The 22576-nt window shown below is 63.4% G+C and carries 22 protein-coding genes; 14 read left to right on the top strand and 8 right to left on the bottom strand.

From position 1 onward, the window contains the following. Positions 1-36: 36 nt before the first annotated feature. Complete coding sequence (locus tag P0D73_RS34620; protein ID WP_408318310.1) at positions 37-1026, top strand: 2-hydroxyacid dehydrogenase; 990 nt, start codon at positions 37-39, stop codon at positions 1024-1026. Further along, a complete protein-coding gene (locus tag P0D73_RS34625; RefSeq protein ID WP_408181058.1) occupies positions 1023-2471 on the top strand; it encodes a DNA recombination protein RmuC in 1449 nt (482 codons plus the stop codon). The genes P0D73_RS34620 and P0D73_RS34625 overlap by 4 nt, the downstream gene beginning before the upstream one ends. Positions 2472-2506: 35 nt before the next feature. Here P0D73_RS34625 and P0D73_RS34630 read toward each other — a convergent pair whose 3' ends face one another. From P0D73_RS34630 to P0D73_RS34655, 6 genes are all read right to left on the bottom strand, one after another. Beyond that, entirely contained in the window at positions 2507-2992 is a 486-nt protein-coding gene (locus P0D73_RS34630; protein WP_408181057.1) for a GNAT family N-acetyltransferase, read from the bottom strand. Next, positions 2992-3267 carry a hypothetical protein gene (locus P0D73_RS34635; protein WP_006053283.1) on the bottom strand — a complete coding sequence of 92 codons (276 nt, stop codon included), beginning with the start codon at positions 3265-3267 and terminating at the stop codon, positions 2992-2994. The genes P0D73_RS34630 and P0D73_RS34635 overlap by 1 nt, the downstream gene beginning before the upstream one ends. A gap of 87 nt (positions 3268-3354) precedes the next feature. After that, on the bottom strand, positions 3355-4656 hold the full coding sequence (gene moeA, locus P0D73_RS34640) for a molybdopterin molybdotransferase MoeA (RefSeq protein ID WP_408434896.1): 1302 nt from the start codon (positions 4654-4656) through the stop codon (positions 3355-3357). Between the two features lie 74 nt (positions 4657-4730). Next, entirely contained in the window at positions 4731-5345 is a 615-nt protein-coding gene (gene mobA / locus P0D73_RS34645) for a molybdenum cofactor guanylyltransferase MobA (RefSeq protein WP_408290502.1), read from the bottom strand. A 10-nt stretch (positions 5346-5355) separates the two neighbouring features. Further along, positions 5356-6465 carry a GTP 3',8-cyclase MoaA gene (gene moaA / locus P0D73_RS34650; protein WP_408181054.1) on the bottom strand — a complete coding sequence of 370 codons (1110 nt, stop codon included), beginning with the start codon at positions 6463-6465 and terminating at the stop codon, positions 5356-5358. A gap of 207 nt (positions 6466-6672) precedes the next feature. Next, a complete protein-coding gene (locus P0D73_RS34655) occupies positions 6673-9969 on the bottom strand; it encodes an Rne/Rng family ribonuclease (protein ID WP_408434898.1) in 3297 nt (1098 codons plus the stop codon). A gap of 733 nt (positions 9970-10702) precedes the next feature. On the opposite strand from P0D73_RS34655, the gene P0D73_RS34660 reads away from it, so the two are divergent. Genes P0D73_RS34660 through P0D73_RS34675 form a run of 4 tightly spaced genes read left to right on the top strand, consistent with a single transcriptional unit; the run spans position 10703 to position 13818 of the window. After that, complete coding sequence (locus tag P0D73_RS34660; protein WP_408181052.1) at positions 10703-11728, top strand: RluA family pseudouridine synthase; 1026 nt, start codon at positions 10703-10705, stop codon at positions 11726-11728. Continuing rightward, on the top strand, positions 11721-12380 hold the full coding sequence (locus P0D73_RS34665; protein ID WP_408181051.1) for an HAD-IIIA family hydrolase: 660 nt from the start codon (positions 11721-11723) through the stop codon (positions 12378-12380). Before P0D73_RS34660 ends, P0D73_RS34665 begins: the two co-directional genes overlap by 8 nt. Next, complete coding sequence (locus P0D73_RS34670; RefSeq protein WP_408318305.1) at positions 12377-12781, top strand: Rieske (2Fe-2S) protein; 405 nt, start codon at positions 12377-12379, stop codon at positions 12779-12781. The genes P0D73_RS34665 and P0D73_RS34670 overlap by 4 nt, the downstream gene beginning before the upstream one ends. Before the next feature lie 32 nt (positions 12782-12813). After that, a complete protein-coding gene (locus P0D73_RS34675) occupies positions 12814-13818 on the top strand; it encodes a S49 family peptidase (RefSeq protein ID WP_132373565.1) in 1005 nt (334 codons plus the stop codon). A gap of 94 nt (positions 13819-13912) precedes the next feature. Here the strand turns inward: P0D73_RS34675 and P0D73_RS34680 are convergent, their stop codons facing one another. Further along, on the bottom strand, positions 13913-14632 hold the full coding sequence (locus P0D73_RS34680) for an SAM-dependent methyltransferase (protein ID WP_408181050.1): 720 nt from the start codon (positions 14630-14632) through the stop codon (positions 13913-13915). Then, on the bottom strand, positions 14629-15246 hold the full coding sequence (locus P0D73_RS34685; protein WP_408434901.1) for a Maf-like protein: 618 nt from the start codon (positions 15244-15246) through the stop codon (positions 14629-14631). The genes P0D73_RS34680 and P0D73_RS34685 overlap by 4 nt, the downstream gene beginning before the upstream one ends. Before the next feature lie 266 nt (positions 15247-15512). Between P0D73_RS34685 and P0D73_RS34690 the strand changes: the two genes are divergently transcribed. The 8 genes from P0D73_RS34690 (at position 15513) to fabF (ending at position 22477) form a co-directional block, all read left to right on the top strand. Next, positions 15513-16157 carry a DUF177 domain-containing protein gene (locus P0D73_RS34690; protein ID WP_408434903.1) on the top strand — a complete coding sequence of 215 codons (645 nt, stop codon included), beginning with the start codon at positions 15513-15515 and terminating at the stop codon, positions 16155-16157. Between the two features lie 101 nt (positions 16158-16258). Beyond that, on the top strand, positions 16259-16438 hold the full coding sequence (gene rpmF / locus P0D73_RS34695) for a 50S ribosomal protein L32 (protein ID WP_006051932.1): 180 nt from the start codon (positions 16259-16261) through the stop codon (positions 16436-16438). A gap of 184 nt (positions 16439-16622) precedes the next feature. After that, positions 16623-17729 (top strand): phosphate acyltransferase PlsX, encoded by a 1107-nt coding sequence (plsX, locus tag P0D73_RS34700; protein ID WP_408181047.1) that lies wholly within the window; start codon positions 16623-16625, stop codon positions 17727-17729. Further along, entirely contained in the window at positions 17729-18718 is a 990-nt protein-coding gene (locus P0D73_RS34705; protein WP_132373571.1) for a beta-ketoacyl-ACP synthase III, read from the top strand. Before plsX ends, P0D73_RS34705 begins: the two co-directional genes overlap by 1 nt. A gap of 111 nt (positions 18719-18829) precedes the next feature. Continuing rightward, complete coding sequence (fabD, locus tag P0D73_RS34710; protein ID WP_408181046.1) at positions 18830-19765, top strand: ACP S-malonyltransferase; 936 nt, start codon at positions 18830-18832, stop codon at positions 19763-19765. A 100-nt stretch (positions 19766-19865) separates the two neighbouring features. After that, positions 19866-20615: a 3-oxoacyl-ACP reductase FabG gene (gene fabG / locus P0D73_RS34715; RefSeq protein WP_132373573.1), complete on the top strand. Its 750-nt coding sequence runs from the start codon at positions 19866-19868 to the stop codon at positions 20613-20615. Positions 20616-20766: 151 nt separating this feature from the next. After that, positions 20767-21006, top strand: a complete 240-nt coding sequence (gene acpP / locus P0D73_RS34720) for an acyl carrier protein (protein ID WP_004197638.1) — start codon at positions 20767-20769, stop codon at positions 21004-21006. Positions 21007-21238: 232 nt separating this feature from the next. Further along, positions 21239-22477 (top strand): beta-ketoacyl-ACP synthase II, encoded by a 1239-nt coding sequence (fabF, locus tag P0D73_RS34725; RefSeq protein ID WP_132373574.1) that lies wholly within the window; start codon positions 21239-21241, stop codon positions 22475-22477. Positions 22478-22576 lie beyond the last annotated feature (99 nt).

Here is a 22576-nt window from a genome sequence, read left to right on the forward strand (position 1 = left end):
GGCAATCGAACTCGACGCGCTATACGGAGAATTGCAATGCAGAAGATCCTCGTCGCCCGTCCGATCTTTCCCGATGTGATCGAACGGCTCAAACAGTATTTCGACGTCGACTGGAATCGGGGCGACGTATTGTCCGCCGACGAACTGACGCGCCGTCTCGCGGATAAGGACGGCGCGTTGACCGCGGGCGACCCGGTCGGCGCGGCCGAACTCGCGGCGGCGCCGCGTCTGCGCGTGGTGGCGAATATGGCGGTGGGCTACAACAACTTCGACATGGCCGCCTTCAACGCGGCTAAAGTGCTAGGCACCAATACGCCGGACGTGCTGAACGAATCGACCGCGGACTTCGGCTGGGCGCTGATGATGGCGGCGGCGCGCCGCATCACCGAATCGGAACACTGGCTGCGCGCGGGCCAATGGCAGAAGTGGGCGTATGACGCGTTTCTCGGCAGCGATCTGCACGGCTCGACGCTCGGCGTGATCGGCATGGGCCGCATCGGCCAGGCGCTCGCACGTCGCGCGAAGGGCTTCAACATGCAGGTGATTTATCACAACCGTTCGCGCGTCGCGCCCGAGATCGAGGCCGAGCTGAACGCCGAGTATGCATCGAAGCAGGACCTGTTGCGGCGCGCCGATCACGTCGTGCTCGTTCTGCCGTACACGAAGGAGAACCATCACACGATCGGCGCGGCCGAACTCGCGTTGATGAAGCCGACTGCGACGCTCACGAATATCGCGCGTGGCGGCATCGTCGACGACGTCGCGCTCGTCGAGGCGTTGCGCTCCAAGCAGATTGCGGCGGCCGGTCTCGATGTGTTCGAAGGCGAGCCGAATCTGAATCAGGATCTACTCAGCGTGCCGAATGTCGTGCTCACGCCGCACATTGCCAGCGCAACCGAAGCCACGCGCCGCGCCATGGCGAATCTCGCCGCGGACAATCTGATCGCGGGCCTGGGTGAAGGTCCGCGCGCGGGCCGGCCGCCGAATCCGGTCAACCCCGACGTCATCGGCAAGGCGCGTTCATGACAATGTATCTAGTGGCGGCCGTCGCCGTGCTGGCGGTCGCATTGGTTATCGCTTTGGTTTTGCTGATGCGCGCTCATGGCCGCGCGGAGGACAACGAGCAGTTCGAGTTGCTCAACGAACGCATGGACGTTACGGCCGACGCGCAAGCCCACGCTTACGAACGGCTTGAGCGGCAACTGCGCAACGACATCACCGAGACGGCGCGCGTGTCGCGTACCGAACAGAGCAGCGGCTTCGCGCATTTTCAGCAGACGCTGGCCGCGCAGTTCAGCAGCATGACGACGGTGCAGGGCGGCAAGATCGACGGTTTCGCGCAGCAACTCGACGCCGTGCGTCACAGTCTGCAGGCGCAGGCCCAGCAGGCGCGCGACGAGCAGGGCCGCTCGCTCAAACAGTTCGGCGATACGCTGAGCCTGCAACTGGGGCAACTCACCGAGGCGAACGACCGCCGTTTCGCCGAAGTGCGCGCGACCATCGAACAGCGGCTCAAAGATATCGAGGCGAACAACTCGGTCAAGCTCGACGAAATGCGCCGCACCGTCGACGAAAAGCTGCATGCCACGCTCGAACAGCGGCTGGGCGAATCGTTCAAGCTGGTTTCCGATCGGCTCGAACAGGTGCACCGCGGCCTGGGTGAGATGCAGACGCTGGCGGCCGGCGTCGGCGATCTGAAGAAGGTGCTCACCAACGTGAAGACGCGTGGCACGTGGGGCGAAGTGCAGTTGGAAGCGCTGCTGGAGCAACTGCTCACCGCCGACCAGTACGCGAAGAACATTGCGACAGTGCCGAGAAGCGCGGAGCGCGTCGAGTTTGCGATCAAGCTGCCGGGCCGCGCGGAGCAAGGCGCTGCGGCCACGCCTGTCTGGCTGCCCATCGACGCCAAGTTTCCGCGCGAGGATTACGAGCGTCTGATCGAAGCGCAGGAGCGCGCCGACCCGGTCGCGGTGGAAGAAGCATCACGCGCGCTCGAAGCGCGGATTCGCGCGGAGGCACGCACGATTGCGGAAAAGTACGTGTCGCCGCCGCACACCACGGACTTCGCGCTGCTGTTCCTGCCAACCGAAGGCCTGTACGCGGAAGTGTTGCGCCGGCCGGGGCTGACGGACCTGCTGCAACGCGACTATCGCGTGACGATTGCAGGGCCGACTACGCTCACCGCATTGCTCAATAGCTTGCAGATGGGTTTCCGCACGCTCGCGATCGAGAAGCGGTCGAGCGAGGTGTGGCAGGTGCTCGGCGCGGTGAAAACGGAGTTCGGCAAATTCGGCGATGTGCTGGCGAAGACGAAGGCGCAACTGGAAACCGTCACGCGGTCTATCGAAGCGGCGGAGACGCGCACGCGCGTCATGAGCCGCAGATTGCGCGACGTCGAGGCATTGCCAGGCGAGGAGGCGAGCGGGTTGCTCGGCGATGCGCTGTCGGGCGTGGATCCTGACGAGCAATAACGGGGTGGGGCTTGCGGTTTGGTCGCAGCGCCGATTCAGGCGCTTGCAGCCGCCAACCGTTCAAGCGCTTCACCCGCCAGACGCACCACGCGCCAATCCGGCATGACAGAGGCGCCCATCTTTTCATAGAAGCTGATGGCCTGCTGGTTCCAATCCAGCACGGTCCATTCGAACCGCCCGCATTGCCGTTCCACCGCCAATGCGGCGAGGCGTTGCAACAGCGCGGTGCCGAGACCGCTACCCCGTTGCGAGGGTTGCACATAGACGTCTTCGAGATACAGCCCGCGCTTGCCGACGAAACTCGAGTAATTGTGGAAGAACAGCGCATAGCCGACGATGCGTCCTTCGTTCTCCGCTACCAGTGCCTCGATCGAAGGCCGTGCGCCGAACAGCGCGTCGCGCAAGCCGTCTTCGGTCGCGACGAAGACATGCGTGAGGCTTTCGAATTGCGCGAGTTCGTACGTCAGCGCAAAGATGGCGCCGGTGTCCGCGGGCGCGGCGGCGCGGATCGTCGCGGGCATTACGCCTCTTCCGGCGCGTCGGTCAATTGGATTTCAATGCCGCCGAAGCGCGACGCCACCCAGTTGTACGCATGACATGCGATCCACAGCAGGATGAAACCGAGAATCGCGTTCAGCAGCAGCGCGCTGAACACCGTGCTCAGTTCCACCGAACCATAGCGCACGAACGCGACCAGTACGCCCAGCAGCACGATCGGCACCGAAAACGTCAGGTACACAAGGATCAGTGCTTTGGCCGTCTGTCCCGGTGCAATGAACGAGATCTGTTTTTTCATGTAAGTCAAACCCGTGTGTCGTAGTGGTAATGGGTAAAGCTGCAAATCAACGCCGGCGGGTACGTTGCCTCAGCCGTGCGTCAGCCGTCAGATGAGACCGTCGAACAGCATGATAGCGACGCGCTCTCCTTCGGCGATCTCGCCTTCATCGTGCCCGAGCACGATGAAGCAATTCGCTTCGCTCATCGAACTCAGCACGCCGGAGCTTTGCGATCCGGTCGGCGTGACGTGCCACTGTCCGTGCGCGTCCTGTTGGGCTACGCCGCGCTGGAATTCGGTGCGCCCGGCGCGTTTGCGGATGGCCCGGCGGCTCATGGCGTGAATGACCGGCAGCGGTTGCGGCGTGGCGCCCGACATCAGCAGCAGCACTTCTCGCACGATCTGATAGAACGCCACCATCACGGCGACCGGATTGCCCGGCAACCCGAAGAATAACGCGGGAAGCCCGACACCCGGCCGCTCGCCGGACCAGACGCGGCCGAATGCAAGCGGGCGGCCCGGGCGCATGGCGAGACTCCAAAACGCGACGTCGCCGAAAGTTTGCAGCAGTTGCTTGGTGAAGTCCGCCTCGCCGACCGAGACGCCGCCCGAGGTCAGCACCACGTCCGCGCTCGCCGCGGCGCTGCGCAAGGCGGCTTCCATCGCGGCGGGCTCGTCCCGCACCACGCCGAGGTCGAGCGTGTCGATGTTCAGGCGCCGCAGCATGGCAAACAGCGTGTAGCGGTTGCTGTCGTACACGCAACCCGGATCGAGCGGTTCGCCGAGCGAGCGCAATTCGTCGCCGGTCGAGAAGAAGGCGACGCGCAAACGCCGCCTGACATTGACTTCGCCGATGCCGAGCGATGCCAGCAAGCCGAGGTCCGACGCGCGCATGATGCGGCCCGCCCGCAGCGCGGCATGACCGCGCGCGAGGTCTTCGCCGGCGAGGCGCCGGTTTGCGCCGCCCGCCACGGCGTTGGCCGCGAAGCGGATCGAAACGGAATCGGCGCCGCGCTCGACGAGTTCCTGCGGCACGACCGTGTCGCAGTCGGCCGGCATGCAGGCGCCGGTCATGACACGCGCGCATTGCGTGGCCTCGACGCGGCCCGCGAACGGATGCCCGGCCAGCGCCTTGCCGACGACCGCCAGTTCGACGGTGGTCGCGCCGGTGGCGAGTGCCGCGCGGTTGAACGCGTAGCCGTCCATGGCGGAGTTGTCGTGCGAAGGGACGTCGATCGGCGACACGATATCGGCCGCGAGCACGCGGTCGAGCGCGTCGCGCAAGGCCACGCGTTCAACGGCCGTGACCGGCGCGGCCCACTGACGAACAATCGCCTGAGCGGCCGGCACAGGTAGCGCGTGAGGATCGTACTGCGCGATGCAGCGGGAAAATTCGTTAAGCGTGGTCATGAAGGGCTGGGCGTCGCGACCGAAGGCGGGAGCGGCGGTTGCCGTGCGGCCGGAGCGGGATTTCAACCGGGGCCTCAATCACGCTGGAGGTCGGCGAGTTCTTGTAGCGAATTGATATTGTAAAACGCGCGCTCGTCGGTAAAGACGACTTCCACCGTCTTGTGGCGCGCGTACCACGCGCGAACTTTACGCTCGCCGGCTTCCAGGAAAGCCGAGAGATCGTCCGCGAGACTCGTGCGCAAGAGCGCGAAGACGGGATGCAGGGACGTTTGGCCGTGCGCGTCGGTGGTGGTGACCGTGGCGATATCGGCCCCGTTCGAGTCCAGCGCGTGCGCGAGGCGCTCGGCGAGGTCGTCAGGCAGCCACGGCGAGTCGCAGGGTGCACTGAGTACATAGGCGGTGCCGGCTGCGCGCAACCCGGTGAGCAGGCCCGCCAGCGGGCCCGGAAATCCGGCCAGGGTGTCCGCCACCACCGTGGCGCCGAACGGCGCGCCGAGTGCGCTGTAAGCCTCAGGGTGACGATTGGCGCTGATCAGGAGGGCGCCGGTTTGTGGCGCGAGGCGCTTGAGCACGTGGGCGGCGAGCGGCTCATCGTGCAGCAGTTGCAGGCCCTTGTCGGCGCCGCCCATGCGGACGCCGCGCCCGCCCGCGAGCAACAAACCGGTGATGTGTTCGCGCGTCGGCTTCATGCGCCGCCGCTCAGCCGCCGATGTACGACATTTCGACGCGGCGGCCATCCCGCGCGCCCGAATCGGCCGAGGCGCTGCCGCGCAATTGCGAATAGCGGTCGCCGCGGTCCTGCCAGATCTCGGCGATGGCGGTGGCGATGTCGGCGTCGCTCGCGCCGTTGCGCACCAGCGCGCGCAGATCGTGACCCGACGACGCGAACAGGCACAAGTAGAGCTTGCCTTCGGTCGACAGACGCGCTCGCGTGCAACTGCCGCAAAACGCGCGCGTCACGCTCGAAATCACGCCGATCTCGCCGCTGCCGTCCGCGTAACCCCAGCGCTGCGCGGTCTCGGCGGCGCTGTGCGCTTCGAGCGGCGCGAGCGGGAAGTGCTCGGCGATGCGCGTGACGACGTCGGCGGAGGGCAGCACTTCAGTCATGTTCCAGCCGTTCGACGTGCCGACGTCCATGTATTCGATAAAGCGCAGCACCGCGCCCGAGCCTTTGAAATGACGCGCCATCGGCACGATTTCGCTGTCGTTGGTGCCGCGCTTGACGACCATGTTGACCTTGACCGGCGCGAGGCCCACCGCGTGCGCCGCGGCAATGCCGTCCAGCACGTCGCCGACGGCGAAGTCGGCGTCGTTCATGCGGCGAAAGAGCGTGTCGTCGAGCGCATCGAGACTTACCGTGACGCGGCTCAAGCCGGCGTCTTTCAGGCTGCGCGCTTTGCGTTCCAGCAGCGAACCGTTGGTGGTCAGCGTCAGATCGAGCGGGCGGCCCGCCGGCGTGGTCAGTTGCGCGAGCCGTTCGATCAGGAATTCCAGATTTTTGCGTAACAGCGGTTCGCCGCCCGTCAGACGGATTTTTTCGACGCCATGTGCGACGAACAGCCGCGCCAGCCGTTCGATTTCCTCGAAGCTCAGCAAGGCGCTATGCGGCAAAAACGTGTAGTCCTTGTCGAACACCGCGCGAGGCATGCAGTACACGCACCGGAAATTGCAGCGATCCGTGACCGAAATGCGCAGGTCGCGCAGCGGGCGCGCAAGCGTGTCGTGCAGCGCGCCGCTGGGCGTCTGCACGGGGCCGGCGATGACCGGCACAGCACTGAGATCGGCAACAGGGATGATGCGTCGGGACATGAATTGCTTCGATGAATTGCGTCGGTTAGTGCTTGAAATTAAAGCTAGATATTCATTCTATCGGAAATGCTTCCGGGGGCAGCGGCACCCTTGGCCGTGTCGGGGTATACGGGGAGTGGCATAGCGCTGCGAGTTTGGGCTGGAGCACGGCCCATAAAACAAAAAGCCCGCCGGTGAGGGCGGGCTTTTCGAGTGCGGCAGGGCGGCTTACTGCGGGTGCCGGCCTGTTTCCACCTGTTGCATCGGCGCGCTGTCGGAAGGCGGCAGCGGTTTGCGTTCGCGCACCACGCGAGCCGGCTTGACGGTCTGCGCAGCAGCTTCCTGAGCCGCGCGCAGCTTGTCGGCGTCGGTATTCACCCAGACGAGACCGGCTTGTTCCAGCACCGGCTTCAGGGCTTCCGCCGACACGGCGCTATGACGGGGCGCTTGTTGCGGTGCTTGCGGTGCAACGGCGACAGGCGCCGGTTCGATCGCTGCCGGCTCGGCTGCCGGTGCCACCGCTGCCACGACCGGCTGCGGTTCGACGATCTCAGCCTGCGGCGCTGGCTGAACGGCCGGTGCTTCAACCACCGCGGCCGGAGCCACGGTTTCGACCGGAGCCGGCACAGCGGCTTGCGCTTCGACAACAGGCGCAACTGCCGGTGCCTCGACCTGCGCTTGAGCCGGGGCCTCAACACGTGCGACCGGTTCAACCAGCAAAACCGTTTCACTAGCGGCCGGCGCGGCTTGCGCTGCTTCGACCGGCTCCGCAGCGGCTTGCGCCACCGGCGTTTCGGCGACCGGTTCGACGGCTGCCGGCGCAACCGGCGCTTCCGCGACCGGTACCACCGTTTCCGTCTTTTCAGCCTTTTCGACGGCCAGTGCCGGTGTTTCGGTTGCGGCGTGCAGTTCGGTCACCACGGCGGTTTCAGTCGCGACAGCAGCGACGACCACTTCCACCGGCGTCACGTCCTTCGCCTCGGCGACTTCCGGCTTGCGCTCGACCGGCTGATGCGCCGTGCGCACCGGCGCTTCGTCGGTTGCGCTCGCGTTGTCGCCTTCAGCTTCCGCGACGTCCGCTGCCAGGTTGCCGTTCACGTCCTCTTCACGCTCACGACGGCCACCACGACGGCCGCGACGGCGACGACGACGCTCTTCACCTTCACGCGCCACCGCTTCCTGATCGATCGGCGCGCCGTTTTCGCCCAAGGCGGTCTGGTTTTGCACCAGTTCTTCCGCCGTTTGCGCTTCGCTTTGCGTCAGTGCATCCGCGGTTTCTGCTTGCGGCTTGCGGCGTTCGCCACGTTCCGAACGATCGCCACGTTCACGGCGCTCGCCGCGTTCCTGACGTTCGCCACGCGGTGCGGCCTCCGCCGTTTCCGCGCGCTCGGCACCGCGATTGTCGCGGTCACGGGTTTCGCGACCCTCGCGCGGCTCACGGGCCTCGCGCGGTTCACGGCCTTCGCGTGCTTCACGCGGCTCGCGAGTGCCACGCGGTTCGCGCGCCTCACGTGCTTCGCGCGGCTCGCGGCCTTCGCGTGCTTCACGCACATCACGGCCTTCACGCGGCTCGCGTTCCTCGCGGCGTTGCGACGGTTGCTGGCCTTGGGCTTGACGGCCGCCGGTCGTGCCTTCGCCACGGCCCGCTGCATCGCGAGTGCCCGTGCCGCTACGGCGATTACGGTTGCGATCGCCGCCGCGTTCGCCGGTGCGCTCACCGCGCTCCGTGCGTTCGCCGCGTTGCGGACGCGTCTGCTTTTCGGTCGTGGCCGGAGCGGCAGGCGCCGGAGCGGCCGGCTGCATGCCGAACAGATTCTTCAACCAGCCGATGAAGCCACCGCTCGCCGGCGTGACCGCGACCGGAGCCGGGGTGACGACCGGGCGAACCGGTGCGCTCGGCGCCGGCTTTTCAGGCGTGATGCCCTTGACCGCCGCTTCCTGCTTCGGCTTCATTTCCTCGGCACGCTTGCTGTAGCCGGTTTCCGATTCCAGTTCGCGGGCTGCTTCCTCGGCCATCTTCCACGAAGCACGCGGCTCGTCGAGGCGCGCGTCGTCGTGACGCAGACGCTCGAGCTTGTAATGCGGCGTGTCGAGGTGCTTGTTCGGGATCAGAACGACATTGACCTTGAAACGCGATTCGATCTTGTTGATCTCGGCGCGTTTTTCGTTCAACAGGAAGGCCGTCACTTCGACCGGCACCTGGCAATGAATTGCCGCGGTGTTTTCCTTCATCGCTTCTTCCTGAATGATCCGCAGCACTTGCAGCGCGGACGACTCGGTATCGCGGATGTGACCCGTGCCGTTACAGCGCGGGCAGGTCACGTGGCTGCCTTCCGACAAAGCCGGACGCAGACGCTGACGCGACAGTTCCATCAGGCCGAAACGCGAGATCTTGCCCATCTGGACGCGCGCACGGTCGTGCTTGAGCGCATCTTTCAGGCGCTGTTCGACTTCGCGCTGGCTCTTGGCCGATTCCATGTCGATGAAGTCGATCACGATCAGGCCGCCCAGGTCACGCAGGCGCAACTGGCGGGCGACTTCGTCGGCGGCTTCGAGGTTGGTGCGCGCGGCCGTTTCCTCGATGTCGGCGCCCTTGGTGGCGCGTGCCGAGTTCACGTCGATCGCAACCAGCGCTTCGGTGTGATCGATCACGATTGCGCCGCCCGAGGGCAGCGGCACCGTGCGCGAGTACGCCGTTTCGATCTGGTGTTCGATCTGGAAGCGCGAGAAGAGCGGTACGTCGTCGTGATACCGCTTCACCTTGCTGACATTATCCGGCATCACGATATCCATGAAGGCGCGTGCCTGGTCATGAATTTCGGTGGTGTCGATCAGAATTTCGCCGATGTCCGGCTGGAAGTAGTCGCGAATCGCGCGGATGACGAGGCTCGATTCGAGATAGATCAGCATCGGCTGGCCGCTCGAACCGCTTTGCGACGCGGCTTCGATCGCGCGCCACAGTTGCATCAGGTAGTTCAGGTCCCACTGCAGTTCTTCGGCACTGCGGCCAATGCCGGCCGTGCGCGCGATGATGCTCATGCCTTCCGGCAATTGCAGCTGCGCCATGGTTTCGCGCAGTTCCTGACGGTCGTCGCCTTCGATCCGGCGCGACACGCCGCCGCCGCGCGGGTTGTTCGGCATCAGGACCAGATAGCGGCCGGCGAGCGAGATGAACGTGGTAAGGGCCGCGCCCTTGTTGCCGCGTTCTTCTTTTTCGACCTGAACGATCAGTTCCTGGCCTTCGCGCAGCGCGTCCTGGATGCGCGCGGAGCGCATGTCGACGCCGTCGCGGAAGTACTGGCGGGCGACTTCCTTGAACGGCAGGAAGCCGTGGCGGTCTTCGCCGTAGTTGACGAAGCAGGCTTCGAGCGACGGCTCGATGCGAGTAATGATGCCCTTGTAAATATTGCCTTTGCGCTGTTCGCGCCCGGCGGTTTCGATGTCGATATCGATGAGTTTTTGCCCATCGACGATGGCAACGCGCAGTTCTTCCTGCTGCGTCGCGTTGAACAACATTCGTTTCATTGAACGGCTCCAGAGCGGCTTAGCCTGCCCCTTCACTGCGCGGTTGTCAGTCGCGAGAGCGAAGCGGGCAGCGGCATGCCGCGCCTTATTGTGTTTTCACAAGCACGCTGGAGCGGGAAAGCTGGTGGGAGAATTGCCTGAGAGGGCCCGGCCCCATTAAACAATGGGCACGGTGCCGCAGGGCACATGCGAACACGGCTTCAAATAACGACCCGACACGCCGCGGGTTATGCCGGCCGACCTTCATAAGCCTTCGTCCACTCGCGCCGGTGCGCCAACTGGACGCGTGACCGGAGGGTCGAAGGCTGCGGTCGTGCCGCAGCGGGAAGTTCGCGCAGTCGGCGCGTCTTTTCCTGCTGGGGGTGTCTCGCCTCATTTTGACGTCGCCATGTCTTGTACTTTCTACAAGACGCCTCGGGCGCACGCCGTATTTTCGCAACTCGCAGCTTCGTACAGCAGGGCGTCAGACCGCCCGATACCGAAGCTGAAAGTTAAATTCTTTTTTTCCAAAATTCCGTTACCGTCGAAGCCGACCTTGACCGAACGCGCCTGTGGGCGCCGTCCCTGCCGGGCACTGACTTCGTGCGTGCAACTTGTTGCATCTCATTTTCAGGGTGAGCAACCAGACCCCGGCGCAAGTAAAATAACGGTTTATCGCTTGCACCTGCGCAATCCGCCCGAATTCCGGACACTGCGCCGGCCGCCGCAGACTGCTGGGCAAATTATATTCAGAATGAAAGAGTTAGGCAAAATATCCCAGAAATCGGTCGCAAGCGACCAGGTCTCGATGATCGAGATCGACGACAGTGCGGCCGGACAGCGCATCGACAACTTCTTGTTACGCGTCTGTAAAGGCGTGCCGAAAAGCCATATTTATCGCATCCTGCGCAGCGGGGAAGTGCGTGTGAATAAGGGCCGGATAGACGCGCAGTACCGTCTCGAGCTCGGCGATCTGGTGCGCGTGCCGCCCATTCGTGTCGCTCAACAGAACGAAGCAGCCGCTCAGACGCCGGTGCCGGCCGCCCATTTCAAGATTATTTTTGAAGACGAGCACATGCTCGTGATCGACAAACCGGCCGGTGTGGCGGTGCACGGCGGCAGCGGCGTCGCGTTCGGCGTGATCGAGCAGATGCGCGAGGCGCGTCCGCAGGCGAAATTCCTCGAATTGGTGCATCGGCTGGATCGTGAGACGTCCGGCATTCTGATGCTCGCCAAGAAGCGCTCGGCGCTCGTCAATCTGCATGAGCAGATTCGCGAGAACAAGATGGATAAGCGCTACTATGCTTGCGTTCACGGCGACTGGGCGAGCGACTGGGGCCGCCGCCGCGCGGTCAAGGAGCCGCTGCACAAGTATTTGACGGCCGACGGCGAGCGTCGCGTGCGCGTTCAGCCGGACGGACTCGCGTCGCACACGGTGTTCAATCTGATCGACCGCTGGCCGGAGTACGCGCTGCTCGAGGCGGAACTGAAGACGGGCCGCACGCATCAGATTCGCGTCCACTTGCAGCATCTGGAACTGCCGATCGTCGGCGACGCCAAATACGGCGACTTCGCGCTGAACAAGGCGTTGGCGCGCGCCAACGCCAAGCCTGGCCTGAAGCGCATGTTCCTGCACGCTTACCGGCTGAAGCTCACGCACCCGGCAACCGGCGCGCCGCTGCAGTTCGAGGCGCCGTTGCCGGCCGAATGCTGCAGCTTCATCGCACAGCTCAACGAATTACGAAATGGGTCAAACCCGGAGACGACACCGCATGGCTAGAGAGCAATTTGATCTGATCGTCTTCGACTGGGACGGGACGCTAATGGATTCGACCGCGCACATCACGCGCAGCATCCAGTCGGCGTGCCGCGATCTCGGTTTGCCGGTTCCCGCGGACGAGGCGGCCAGCTATGTGATCGGCCTCGGGTTGCGCGACGCGTTACAGATTGCCGCGCCCACGCTCGATCCTTCGGATTATCCGCGACTGGCCGAGCGCTATCGCTTCCATTATCTGGTGAAGGATCAGACCACCGAGTTGTTCGCCGGTGTGCGCGAAATGCTGCAGGAATTGCGCGATCAGGGCTATCTATTGGCCGTGGCGACGGGCAAGAGCCGCGTCGGGCTGAATCGAGCTTTGGATCAGTCGCGCCTGACGAGCCTGTTCGACGGCACCCGCTGCGCCGACGAGACGTTCTCGAAGCCGCACCCGGCGATGCTGCACGAATTGACGCGCGAACTGGGGCAGGACAACGCACGTACAGTGATGGTCGGCGACACGACACACGATCTGCAAATGGCGATCAATGCGGGCGTCGCGGGCATTGGCGTCACATACGGGGCGCATCCTGCGGATTCGTTGAGCGCGTTGTCGCCGAAATTCGTTGCGTCGAGCGTCAGTGTGCTGTCCGGCTGGTTGCGAGAGAACGCATGAGCACCGCTGCCACGCAAGCGCCGGCGGCGGCGGTTCGCGTCTGCGCATCGGACGAATTGGTCGACGGCGGCGCGGGCGTGCGCCACGCGGCGAAGCTCGGTGGCGGCGACGCGGTCGTATTTTTTGTTCGCTATGATGGCCGCGCATACGGCTACCTGAACCGCTGCGCCCACGTGCCGATGGAGCTGGACTGGGCCGAAGGGCAGTTCTTCGAATCGTCCGGTTTATACTTGATGTGCGCTACACATGGCGCGATTTACGCGCCGGATACGGGCAAATGCGTCGGTGGTCCGTGCCGCGGCGGCCGATTGCGGCCAGTTCAGGTGGACGAACGTGATACGCCGGAAGGCCGTGCCGTATTCTGGCTGCCCGACGGCGAACTTCGCCCGGCCACACTCTGATTTTCTCCCTTTCGACCTTTCCACTGCACCGCATGTCCGACAATTTGACTCCCGAGCCGAAGGAACCGTCCCTGACAGGCCGCCCCCGCACGCCTGCCGATGAGCCGGGCTGGGAACGCGCCGCGCTCGAGCGTATCGCGCTCGCGGCGATCAACGAGCAGCGCGCGGCGCGGCGATGGAGGATCTTTTTCCGCTTCGTTTTTCTGATCGTAGTGTTGCTGGCAATTTGGGCTGCCATCGACTTCTCCGGCGACAAGGTCGTCGCCACAGGCCGTCACACGGCCATGGTGACGCTTGACGGCGAGATATCGGCGGATACGAACGCGAACGCGGAAGATGTCAACGCGGCGCTGCAAAGCGCGTTCGACGACGCGGGCACCGCCGGCGTGATCCTTCGCTGCAATAGCCCGGGCGGCAGTCCGGTGCAGGCGGGCATCATCTATAGCGAAATTCGCCGCTTGCGCGCCAAATATCCGTCGATTCCCCTGTATGTGGTCGTCGGCGACATGTGCGCGTCCGGCGGCTATTACGCGGCCGCGGCGGCTGACAAGATTTATGTCGATAAGGCGAGCATCGTCGGTTCGATCGGCGTGTTGATGGATAGCTTCGGTTTTACCGGCTTGATGGATAAGCTCGGGATTCAGCGGCGTCTACACACATCGGGTGAGAACAAGGGCTTTTTCGATCCGTTCTCGCCGGAAACGCCGAAGATGGACGAACATGCTCAGGATATGCTCGATCAGATCCACGCGCAGTTTATCGACGCGGTACGCCAAGGGCGCGGCAAGCGTCTGCATGAAACGCCGGACATGTTCTCGGGCCTTTTCTGGACGGGCCAGAAGAGCGTGGAACTCGGCCTTGCCGACGGTTTCGGCGACGCGGATTACGTGGCGCGCGATCTGTTCAAGGCACCGGATATCGTCGATTACACGGTGAAAGAGAGCATTACGGACCGCGTTGCGCGCAAATTCGGCGCGGCGGTCGGCAGTGGCGCGGTTCACGCCATGGCGCTCGGTGGGAAGATGAATCTGCGTTGATCTGCTGTCGGTATTAACAAAGCCCCGCGTGATCGGAATTCGATGATCGCGCGGGGCTTTTTGTTTTCCGATTGGTTTTTCTATGCGGCTTGGGTCAAACGGCCAGGATCAGAAAAATAGCCGGTCGTTTGTGCAGATCGATCGCCGGCTTTTTCTTCCAGTCAGCCACGGTGCGGCTGGCGATAGTCTCCGTTTCCAGCGTCAGATCGACCGCTACGCAAACGAGCGTGGACGGCGCGCACGTCGCCAGCAGCGTGTCGAGCAACGCGCGATTCCGATAGGGCGTTTCGATAAAGATCTGCGTTTGCTTGCTTTTGCGCGACTGTTGCTCCAGGTCTCGCAGACGCTTGGCGCGTTCCGCGGCGTCGACGGGCAGATAGCCGTGGAACGCAAAGCTCTGCCCGTTGAGCCCGGAAGCCATCAACGCCAACAGAATCGAACTCGGGCCGACAAACGGCACGACCTTCACGCCGCGCTCATGCGCGCGGCGCACCAGCAGCGCGCCGGGGTCGGCGACCGCCGGGCAGCCCGCTTCGGAAACCAGACCCGCGTCCGTGCCGCCGAGAAGTGGCGCGAGCAGCTTGTCGATCTCGCCGGCCGGCGTATTCACATTCAGTTCGCGGATCTCGATTTCCTGGATCGGCCGTTCCGTGCCGACCTTCTTGAGGAAAGCGCGCGTGGTTTTCGCGTTTTCGCCAATGTAATAGTGAAGCGAGGCGGCGCGGGCGCGTACCGGCGCGGGCAGAACGGCGTCGAGCGCCTCGGCGTCGCCTTCGCCCAGCGTGTTCGGAATCAGATAGAGCGTGCCGCTCATTGAGCCCCCAATAGTGGATAACCCACCGCGAGCAGCATGCGCGACAGCGCGATCAACGGCAGGCCGACGAGCGCGGTCGGGTCGTCGGAATGGATGGCATCGAGCAAGGCGATGCCGAGCCCTTCGGATTTGGCGCTACCCGCGACGTCGTACGGCGTTTCGGCTAGCAGGTAGGCTTCCAGCGTCGAGTCCGGGAGGTGGCGGAAATGGACGCGGGTAATCACGTCGACGGCTTGTACGTTTCCCGAGCGACTGTCGAACAGACACAGTGCACTATGAAACAGCACTTCGCGGCCGCGCATCGCCTGCAACTGGGCGAGCGCCGTGTCGTGCGATCCCGGCTTGCCGATCTGCAGACCGTCGTAAGTGGCGACCTGGTCGGAGCCGATCACGAGCGCCGCTTCACCGGCGCCGAGTCCGCCGGCTACCGCGCGAGCCTTGGCTTGCGCGAGCCGCAGCGCGGTGACTTCGGGCGTTTCGCCGGCGAGCGGTGTCTCGTCGATCGCGGGCACGATGACATCGAACGGCGCGCGCAGACGTTCGAGCAGTTCGCGACGGTAAGGCGAACTCGACGCCAGAATCAGGCGTGGCGGGCGATTGGGGGAGTCTGGCATAGGCAATCAACGGCTAGAGAGGCAGGGCGTACGGGGTTGCGCGAAGCTCGCGCGCGTACGGGCTTAAGTGTTTGACTCGAAAAGACAAAACGGATATGATTTTGGGCTTTTCATCGGTATGCTTGCGCTAAGCGGGTCTCGGCGTGTGTCAACTGCGGTGCTAACTGCAGGCAACACATGGGTCTCGCGGGCTGTCTTGCAAATCAGTTATCAGTTATACCTCGCGGTTTATACCCGGCGAAATCTTTGCCGACGCAGGAGCGCACATGACTCAACATCCTGGCAACCCTGCAGGTCTGTCCGACCCGCACGATATCGATCTGTTCGAATTTGCGCGGAGTGGGCGTCAGGCCGCGGGTGTCGTGCGCGTCTCGCAACTGCCGCGCATGTTAAACGAAGTCCCGGCAGAAGCGCCAGACCGCGATACCGCGTTCACCTGGCAAGCCGAAGGCACGACGCAGCCGGAATTGCAGGACGACGGCACCGAGGGTCCCCAGCCTTATTTGAGGATGGCGATTCACGGCGCTGCATGGCTCGAATGTCAGCGGTGCATGACACCGTACTTGCAGGCATTCAACGTCGATGCGACTTACCGGATCGTCAACACTGAGGCGGAAGCCGAAGAGTTTCCGCTCGACGAGGATGAAGTCGAAGTGATCGTGGGTTCGAACCATTTCGATCTCATCGACTTGATCGAAGAAGAGTTGCTGCTTTCCTTGCCGCTTGTGCCCAAGCACGAGGTCTGCCCCGAAGTGCACGAGAGTCTCGTCTCTGGTGTGGCCGGTGCCGAAGGCGAGGGCGACGAGGGCGCACTGGACGAAGCTGGCGAGGGCGACGAGCCCGAACGGCCCAATCCGTTTGCGGCGCTCCAGAGTCTGAAGCGCGGAGAGTCGGACGACAAGAAGCACTGAACAGTTGCATGGGAGCGCGATGCGGGCGCATTGGCCATTCGGCCAGTGGCGGAGACCGGATCGGGCTGTGTTAGAATTCGGAAAATTTTTAGGAGTTAGTCATGGCAGTTCAACAAAATAAGAAGTCGCCGTCGAAGCGCGGCATGCACCGTTCGCACGATTTCTTGACGGCAGCGCCGCTGGCCGTGGAACCGAGCACGGGCGAAGTGCATCTGCGTCACCACGTTAGCCCGAACGGCTACTATCGCGGCAAGAAAGTCGTCAAGACGAAGAACGATTAATCGTTTCACTGCGCGTTTCACTGCGTGTCGCCCTGTGGCGTTTCGCGTGGCGATCGGCTCGCTTGACATTTTCCCGGCTCGGCAAAAAGGCGGCATTCAATTGCCGCTTTTTTATGTCGATCGCAGTTGGCGCTTTGGCGCTTGCTATGATCCCATGCAGGGCGTCTGAAATTCGTCGCACTCCATGACAGTAAAGCTCACGATAGATTGCATGGGAGGCGACCACGGCCCGTCCGTGACCGTTCCCGCTGCCGTCAACTTCGTTCGTTCGCATCCCGACGCGCAATTGCTGCTCGTCGGCATTGAAAGTGCGATTCGTGCGCAGCTGAAAAAGTTGAAGGCTCAAGACCTGCCGGCGCTGACCGTCGTATCCGCTTCCGAGATCGTCGCCATGGACGATCCGGTCGAAGTCGCGCTGCGCAAGAAAAAAGATTCGTCCATGCGCGTGGCGCTGAACCGCGTCAAGGAAGGCGAGGCGCAAGCCTGCATTTCCGCCGGCAATACCGGCGCGCTGATGGCGGTCTCGCGCTATGTGCTGAAAACGCTGTCGGGCATCGAACGCCCGGCCATCGCGTCGGCGCTGCCCAATCCCAATGGCTACACGATGATGCTCGACCTGGGCGCCAACGTCGACTGCGAGCCGCAGCATCTGCTGCAATTCGCGGAGATGGGGCACGCGCTCGTGTCCGCGCTCGAGGGTAAGGATCGGCCCACCATCGGCCTACTGAACATCGGCGAAGAAGTCATCAAGGGCAACGACACCATCAAACGTGCCGGCGAACTGCTGCGCGCGAGTACACTTAACTTTCACGGTAACGTTGAAGGTAACGATATCTTCAAGGGTACGGTCGACGTGATCGTTTGCGACGGTTTTGTCGGCAATGTCGCCCTGAAGACGTCGGAAGGCCTCGCGCAGATGCTGTCCAACATCATCAAGGAAGAGTTCGGCCGTTCGTGGCTCACCAAAGTGATGGCGGTGCTCGCCTTGCCGGTATTGATGCGCTTCAAGAAACGCGTCGATCATCGGCAATACAATGGCGCCGCGTTGCTCGGCCTGCGCGGGCTGGTGATCAAAAGCCACGGTTCGGCAGATGCTTACGGGTTTGAGTGGGCTATCAAACGCGGGTATGATGCCGTCAAAAACGGCGTGCTGGAACGCCTTGCGCGAGCGATGGAAGAGAATGCGGGTTCTCTCGAACAGGCGGCGCGCGACGCGAGCGGTGCGGGTCACGCAAGCCCGATCGCAGGCCAGCCCGCCGAGCCCTACGCTGCGCAATCCTCGAAGGCATAATGGCTCAATCGACAATTTATTCCCGCGTGCTGGGCACCGGCAGCTATCTGCCGTCCCAACGCGTCACCAATCAGGATCTGGCCGAACGTCTCGCCAAGCAGGGCGTCGAGACGAGCGACGAGTGGATCGTCGCCCGCACGGGCATTCATGCGCGCCACTTCGCGGACCCTGATGTCACGACCAGCGATCTGGCGCTCATCGCTTCGCAACGCGCGATCGAAGCCGCGGATATCGACCCGCAGTCCATCGATCTGATCATCGTCGCCACCTCCACGCCGGACTTTGTGTTCCCGAGCACGGCGTGCCTGTTGCAAAACAAGCTCGGCATCAAGAATCACGGCGCGGCATTCGACGTGCAGGCCGTCTGTTCCGGGTTTGCTTATGCGGTCGCCACGGCGGACAGCTTCATTCGCAGCGGTCAGCATCGCACGGCGCTCGTGATCGGTGCGGAAACCTTCTCACGCATTCTCGACTTCAACGACCGCACCACGTGCGTGCTGTTCGGCGACGGCGCGGGCGCGGTGATCCTGCAGGCGTCCGAAGAACCGGGCGTGCTGGCAAGCGCGTTGCACGCGGATGGCAGCCATTCGAACATTCTCTGCACGCCGGGCAACGTGAATGGCGGTGTGGTGGCCGGTAGCGCGTTCCTGCATATGGACGGGCAGGCCGTGTTCAAGCTCGCCGTCAACGTGCTCGAAAAGGTCGCGGTCGAAGCGCTCGAGAAAGCCAATCTGTCGGCTGAACAGGTCGACTGGCTGATTCCGCATCAGGCGAATATCCGCATCATGCAAAGCACCTGCCGCAAGCTCGGCTTGCCGCAGGAACGCATGGTCGTCACGGTGGGCGAGCACGGCAACACGTCGGCTGCGTCCATTCCGCTCGCATTCGACGTCGCGGTGCGCGACGGCCGCATCAAGCGCGGCCAGAACGTGCTGATCGAAGGTGTCGGCGGCGGCTTCACGTGGGGCGCGTCGGTTATCCGCTACTGATAGCGGCGACGTTATGGCGAGCGCGCTTCGCGGCGCTCGACTACGCTTGAGCGCGCTCGCCGTCAACTGAGCGCGCCACCCACATCTGGATAAATCGATTTTGGGGACGATATGAAATTTGCGTTCGTTTTTCCTGGGCAAGGTTCGCAGTCGGTCGGCATGCTCAACGCATTCGCCGATCACGCGGTCGTGCGTGAAACGGTTCAGGAAGCCTCCGATGCGCTCAATCAGGACCTCGGCAAGCTGATCGCCGAAGGCCCCACCGAAGATCTGAACCTCACGACCAACACCCAGCCGGTCATGCTGACCGCCGCTTACGCGATGTATCGCGCTTGGCTGCAGGCTGGCGGCCCGAAGCCGGCGCTCGTCGCTGGCCACAGCCTCGGCGAATACACGGCGCTGGTCGCGGCGGGCGCGATCGCGTTTCGCGATGCCGTGCCGCTCGTGCGTTTTCGCGCGCAAGCCATGCAAACGGCCGTGCCGGTCGGTGAAGGCGGCATGGCCGCAATTCTCGGTCTCGACGACGACACGGTGCGCGCGGTGTGTGCCGAAGCGTCGGTCGTGGGCGTCGTCGAAGCGGTGAATTTCAATGCGCCGGCGCAGGTTGTGATCGCGGGCCATAAAGCCGCGGTCGAAAAGGCTTGCGAAGTCGCCAAGGCGAAGGGCGCAAAGCGCGCGTTGCCGCTGCCGGTCTCGGCGCCGTTTCACTCGTCGCTGCTCAAGCCGGCCTCGGATCAGTTGCGTGAGTATCTGGCAAGTGTCGACGTGCAGGTGCCGGCGATTCCGGTGATCAACAACGTCGACGTCGCAGTGGTCAACGAGCCGGCCGGGATCAAGGACGCATTGGTGCGCCAGGCGGCCGGCGCGGTGCGTTGGGTCGAAAGCGTGCAGGCCATGTCGGCTCAAGGCGTCACGCATGTGATCGAATGCGGTCCGGGCAAGGTCCTTGCGGGTCTGACCAAGCGCATCGACGGCAACCTGGTTGGTGCGTCGATTTTCGATCCGGCTTCGCTCGAAGAAACGCTCAAACTCGTGAAGGCAGGCTGAACGCAACGTCGCGCGGCACCTGGCAGCAGGCGCTTCGCGACGGCATCAGGGCTGCGCATCAAGAATCAATCAGCCCTCCGAAGGGCATCCGGACTGACAGATGGAAAAGACTCTCGACAAGCAGATCGCAATCGTCACCGGCGCGTCGCGCGGCATTGGCCGTGCGATCGCCATGGAACTGGCGCGCCAGGGCGCGACGGTGATCGGCACGGCGACCAGCGAAAGCGGCGCGGCCGCCATCAGCGAAGCGTTTAACGCGGCCGGCGTGAACGGCCGCGGCGCGGTGCTCAACGTGAACGACGCGGCTGCGGCGGAAGCGCTGATCGACGGCACGGTAAAGGAATTCGGCGCACTGCACGTGCTGGTGAACAACGCCGGCATCACGCAGGATCAACTCGCGATGCGCATGAAGGACGACGATTGGGACGCGGTGGTCGACACCAACCTCAAGTCGGTGTTCCGTCTGTCGCGCGCGGTGCTGCGTCCCATGATGAAGGCGAAGGGCGGCCGCATCATCAACATCACGTCGGTGGTCGGCTCGGCCGGCAACCCTGGGCAGATCAATTACGCGGCCGCGAAAGCGGGCGTGGCGGGCATGACCCGCGCGCTCGCACGCGAGATCGGCAGCCGCGGCATAACGGTGAATTGCGTGGCGCCGGGCTTCATCGATACCGACATGACCAAGACTCTGCCGGAAGAGCAGCAAGCGGCGCTGAAAACGCAGATTCCGCTGGGCCGCCTCGGCAGCCCGGAAGATATTGCGCACGCCGTGGCGTTTCTGGCATCGCCGCAAGCCGGGTATATCACCGGCACGACACTGCATGTGAACGGCGGAATGTACATGGCGTAACCAAATTCGGTTACTATCCGCGCCTTGATGCGTTTGTAAATGCGTAAGGCGCATGCCTTGACAGCAACCCGATGCGCCGCTTTTTTGCCGGGTCAAACCTGATAAAATGCGCGCACCTGTATTTTTGAACTTCTTTTCCCTTGGAGGGGTAATGGACAATATCGAACAGCGCGTCAAGAAAATTGTCGCAGAACAACTGGGCGTTGCAGAAGCTGAGATCAAGAACGAAGCTTCGTTCGTGAACGACCTCGGCGCCGACTCGCTCGACACCGTTGAGCTCGTGATGGCCCTCGAAGACGAATTCGGCATGGAAATTCCGGATGAAGAAGCCGAGAAGATCACCACCGTTCAGCAAGCGATCGACTACGCTCGCGCGAACGTCAAGGCCTAAGGTCATTCGCGCCCGCGTTTCTGCGTTGGCGGCGTATGACGCCCTGCCGTGTCGGTTGCCGACGCCAGCAGGGTTGGCGTTTTTTGCCGCGCGTTTTGCCAAGCAGGAGCCAGCGATGTTGACTGCGCAATTTTTCGCGCGATTGCCGAGTTAAACAGCCACAGGGCATACAGGGCAAGTTCCTGTGGCCGCTGTGGCTTTTGCTTTTGTCATCTATGAAAAAGGGGTTACCGTGAGCCGCCGTCGTGTTGTTGTTACAGGCCTGGGGCTGATTTCGCCTGTTGGCAATAATGTTGCCGACGGCTGGGCCAATCTGGTCGCCGGCAAGTCGGGTATTGCCAATATCACGAAGTTCGATGCGTCGAACTTTTCGACTCGTTTCGCCGGCGAGGTGAAGGGCTTCAATATCGAGGACTACATCCCCGGTAAGGAAGCGCGCCACATGGATACGTTCATCCACTACGGCGTGGCTGCAGGCATCCAGGCGATGCAGGACAGTGGCCTCGAAGTCACCGACGAGAATTCGGAGCGTATCGGCGTGGTGGTCGGTTCGGGCATCGGCGGTCTGCCGATGATCGAAGTGACGCAAACCGAACTGCTCAATCGCGGCCCGCGCCGGATTTCGCCGTTCTTCGTGCCGGCGTCGATCATCAACATGATCTCCGGCCATCTGTCGATCAAGTTCGGCATCAAAGGCCCGAATCTGGCGATCGTCACCGCCTGTACCACCGGCCTGCACTGTATCGGCGAGGCTTCGCGTCTGATCGAATACGGCGACGCCGACGTGATGATCGCGGGCGGTGCGGAATCGACCGTGTCGCCGCTCGGTATCGGCGGCTTTGCGGCGGCGCGCGCGCTGTCGCAACGCAATGACGATCCGGCAACGGCGAGCCGTCCGTGGGACAAGGATCGCGACGGTTTCGTGCTGGGCGAGGGCGCCGGCGTGATGGTGCTCGAAGAGTACGAACACGCGAAGGCGCGCGGCGCGAAGATTTACGCCGAAGTCAGCGGCTATGGGATGAGCGGCGACGCCTATCACATGACCGCGCCGCTGGAAGACGGCGACGGCGCCCGCCGCTGTATGCTGGCTGCGTTGAAGAACGCGGGCATCAACACGGATCAGGTGAACTACCTGAACGCGCACGGCACGTCCACGCCGCTTGGCGACCTGGCCGAAACAACCGGCATCAAGCGCGCTTTCGGCGACCACGCCAAAGACATGGTCGTGAACTCGACCAAGTCGATGACGGGTCACCTGCTGGGCGGCGCCGGCGGTCTGGAGTCGGTGTTCACCGTGCTGGCCGTGCATCATCAGGTGTCGCCGCCGACGATCAACATCTTCAACCAGGATCCCGAGTGCGACCTGGACTACTGCGCCAACACCGCGCGGGAGATGAAGATCGACGTCGCGCTGAAGAACTCGTTCGGGTTCGGCGGCACGAACGGCACGCTGGTCTTCAAGCGCGCCTGATCGCCTGATAGTTGGTGACGCGCCAGTCGACGGCGCCGGCTCTGCCGGCGCTTTCCCCTGAATCGGCCACGCCCGACGGAGCGCCGCAGCGGATTGCGC

Source organism: Paraburkholderia sp. RL18-101-BIB-B (assembly GCF_046026985.1).
GTDB lineage: Bacteria > Pseudomonadota > Gammaproteobacteria > Burkholderiales > Burkholderiaceae > Paraburkholderia.